Source organism: Novipirellula rosea (assembly GCF_039541335.1).
Lineage (GTDB): Bacteria > Planctomycetota > Planctomycetia > Pirellulales > Pirellulaceae > Novipirellula > Novipirellula rosea.
In genome coordinates this window covers 1-3,768 of sequence record NZ_BAABGA010000113.1, presented here as the reverse complement: position 1 = coordinate 3,768, position 3,768 = coordinate 1, and the positions used below count along the sequence as shown (strand labels likewise).

Genomic DNA, 3,768 nt, shown 5'->3' with positions numbered 1-3,768 from the left:
ACGTCTTCGGCGAAGCTGATGTTGTCCGAGCTGGTCGTGATGTTACCCGCTGTTGACACTTTACCGGCACCATTCTGCAGGAACGCACCGTCCAGGTTCATGTCAGCACCCGGAGCGATGTCCAGCAGACCAGCGTTGGTGATCGTTACCGTACCACCGTTGCTCGTAGCAATCGTCGAGTTGATCGTGACCGCCACTGCAGTGATGTCGATCCCTTCATCGTCCACTTCGACCGTGCTGTCGAAGGTCAACGCATCGCTGGAGCTAACCAACAAGCCACTCAGTGGTGTCGTGTCACCCACGGTACTGTCGAAGTCAATCGCTCCGGTACCCGCAGCAATCGTCAGCAGTTGATCGCCGGACACGTCCGAGGTGAATGTCACCGTGCCGTTGTTGTTGGCGTCAGCGGTGTTGATCGTAATGTCGGCGGCCAGTGTAACGGGGCCGTTCATGGTGACGTTGCCAGCCGGCACGCCATCGATAGGGCCACCGCCTGGAAGTGTGTCCGGCGTGTCATCATTCGCATCCACGCCCGTGAAGATGTCGCCGTTGAGAGTGATGCCGCTTGGGCCGGTGAGCTGAACATCGTTGATGTCATCACTGTCGGCGTCGGTGCCGATCTTGCCGACTTCGACGGTGCCTGATGCGGTAAGGACGACGTCAAAGCCACTGTCGGCCGCTGCGGTGACGTTGCCTACGGTGATGTTGCCACCGGCCGTTGTCAGAACGAGGTGATCGCCGATCACCAGATCGCCCATAGTGATGTCGCCACCGGCATTGATCGGGCCGTTGATGTTGACGGTAGCGAAATCCTGTTCGGTGAACGATCCGTCGATCGTCATGCCGCTGGTTCCAATGGTCAGTGTGCCGGTGTCGTCGCCGTCGAGGAAGACATTGCCGCCGTTGGTGGTAGCAACATCGGCGTCGTCCGCGAAGGTAACGTTCGTGACATTCACCAATCTCAGGTCGCCGCCATCCAGATCGATGGACTCATTAAACGTGGTTGAATTGCCACCAGCGGCACCGGTGTCAGGGTCTTCGGCGGTGTTCTGTTGAAACGACTCCGCCGTTACGGAAGCGTTCACGACTACCGCATCTGCGCTGACAATACTGATCGTGCCCAGACGTCCGGTTCCGGCTGCTCCGAACGTATCCGTAGTTGCATCGCCCAACGTGATATCGCCAGTGCCAGCGGTCAGCGTGAGATTCTCGCCGCCGGCGTTGTCAGCATTGGCGGACACCGAGCCGATGAGGCTGATGTCGCCGCCGGAACTATTGATGGCGAGGGCGCTGCCGTCAATAGTGTAAGCGATGGACTCACCGATCACAACATTGCCACCTTGAGTAACGATTGAAACCGATGCGGCGGCCACGTTCAGGCTGCCAGTAGCGCCTCCGTTGACAGTCAGGTCACCGGCGGTCGTAAGATTCGACTTCAAATCGACGTCGCTCGCCGCTCCGGTGGATCGCAGCGTTAACGGTGTCAGGATCTCGAGACCGCCCGCATCATTGATCGTGATTGTTCCGGTTTGCGATGCATCACCGACGATCAAGGTTTCAATCGAAGCCTTGATCTGTTGCAATGACGCTTCCGTGATGTCTAGACCGCCGGTGTCGCTACCAAGATTGATTGCGGTGGAAACGGTGGTGCCTTGCAGAGTCACGGTGGAACCGGTGGAAGCCGATTCGATGGCAGCCGAGATCACGACGCCACCGTCCGCATTGATGATCAAGTCATTGCCGGCGAGTTCTGCACCTCCGGTCAATGTGACTCCAGTCGCAGCCGTTTTGTCGGCAACGATGTTGATATCGGCACTGGTGGTGATCTTGCCCGTCGCGGTGAAGGTGGTCGATCCGACCACGCTCAAACCCGCGACTTGGGCGGTGTCGCCGAGCACGATGTCGTCGGCGTCGGTGATCGTTAGCGAACCGAGGGACACCAATGCGGTGCCGATGGTGCCAGAGATCGAAACGTCGCCGTCAGTTCCGCCGTCGATCGTCAGGTTCTCCGTTGCGTCAGTCGTGCCGGCGATCGAGGTCAGCGTGACGCCGGCTCCCGCAGTTCCGGTGGTCGCAGTGTCGATTAGGACGTTGGCTGTCAACTGGATCGGTGACAGAATGGAAACCGCTCCGTCGTTAGTGGCAATGTCGTCGCCGAGTTCGACCACGGTGAACCCGTTATCGATACTGACGCCCACACCAGTGTCGGCGGCGGTCAAATCGAACATCACGTCAGCAGGTGTGGCAGTGGTGTTGATCGTAAGCGATCCGGTGCCGCCACCGTTGATCGCGACTCCGCCAGCGCCCTTGGCGATTACCTTGGCATTGGCGGTGAAGATGACATCGGTTGCATTGACAGTCAGAGCATTTGCACCGTCAGTATCTTCCAGTTCGATCGTTCCATCGAACGTGACGGTCTTACCAGACACGCTCAGTGATTTGACGTTAACGTCCTTCAGTGTGACGTCTTGCGAGGTTCCGTCATCCGCACTGGCGTCAATGACGAGGTCAACCGTCGGTTCGTTGATGTCCGCAAGAGCGGTGGTCGGAAGGGTAATGATGCCGGCAGCGCTGCCATCACTGCTGGTGGACGAATCAGCATCCGAATCAAGCGTGACTTGACGAGGGACCATCATGGTGCCATCGGTCAGATCAAGATTAGTCACAGCGGACAGGTTGATTGCACCGTCACCAGCACCACGCCCGTCGGTGAAGATGTCATCGCTCAGTTCCAGCTTCGTTGCGGTCACGGTAACACCGCCAAGTGCCTTCGTCACGCCGAGCGTTCCGGTCAAGGTGACATTGCTATTGGCCACCGTCGTACCGACATCGATCACAAGTGTTTCATTACCAATCGACGATCCGTCGACGGTCCCCGTGATTGTCACATCGGCTCCGGCACCCGTGTCGATCGTCGTAGTCATGCCCAACTTGGTGAGCGTCACCGCACCGGTCAATTCAACCGTTCCGGCACTGGTCGTCAGATCGCCGCCGAGCTTGATGGTCGTGCCATCAACAGCGATGCCGCCGTCGTTGACGGTGACTGCTGCCTGCAGATCGACGTTTCCGCCATCGATCGTAAGTGAGTCCAGTACTTCGGTTCCGGCAACGATGCCGGTGATCATGACATTGCCCGGAGTCTGCCCGGTCGCAACCGCGTTGATGATCAAGTTGTCGGTGTTTGCCGTCATCGCACCAACGGTGCCATCGATCGTGACCCCACCAGCGGCATTGTCGTTGGTTCCATCTTCGGTAGCGATCGTGATCGCAGGACCATTAACGATGACAGCTCCCGTCAATGCGACATCTCCGCCATCCGTTTGCAGATTCGCCGACAACTTGATGTCTTGCGTGTCGATGGAAATGCCACCGCCCACGGCACTCATGCCCGTGCCAGCGACTTCGATCGTGTTTGTCCCGCCGATGATGTCGATCCCACCACTGACTGTCGTCACGCTGGTGAATTTCAAGGTAGAGTTGGCCGCCAGTGCAACCACTCCGCTGGTCGTCGATTGAGCCGACACTGAGCCGCCGCTAAGCATTTCGATTTCAAGGCGTTCGGCGACCGTACCGATGTCATTGACCGCCGACAAACTGATCGTTTGTGCTTTAATGTCGGTCACGGTATCGGACGCGGCATCCAGGATCGACGATCCTGAGTTCAAAGTCACCGTTGCCGTCGCGTCAATGGAGCCAACTGCAATGTTGCCGGTCGTTGTGGTGATGGATACGTCACCATCGCCGCCACCAGCGACGACATCCGTCGCG

At 58.3% G+C, this 3,768-nt stretch carries 1 protein-coding gene; it reads right to left on the bottom strand.

Translation table 11 applies throughout. The features are described 5' to 3' along the window. On the bottom strand, nt 1–3,768 hold a 3,768-nt coding region (locus ABD971_RS31975; protein ID WP_345327776.1), incomplete at both ends, for a beta strand repeat-containing protein.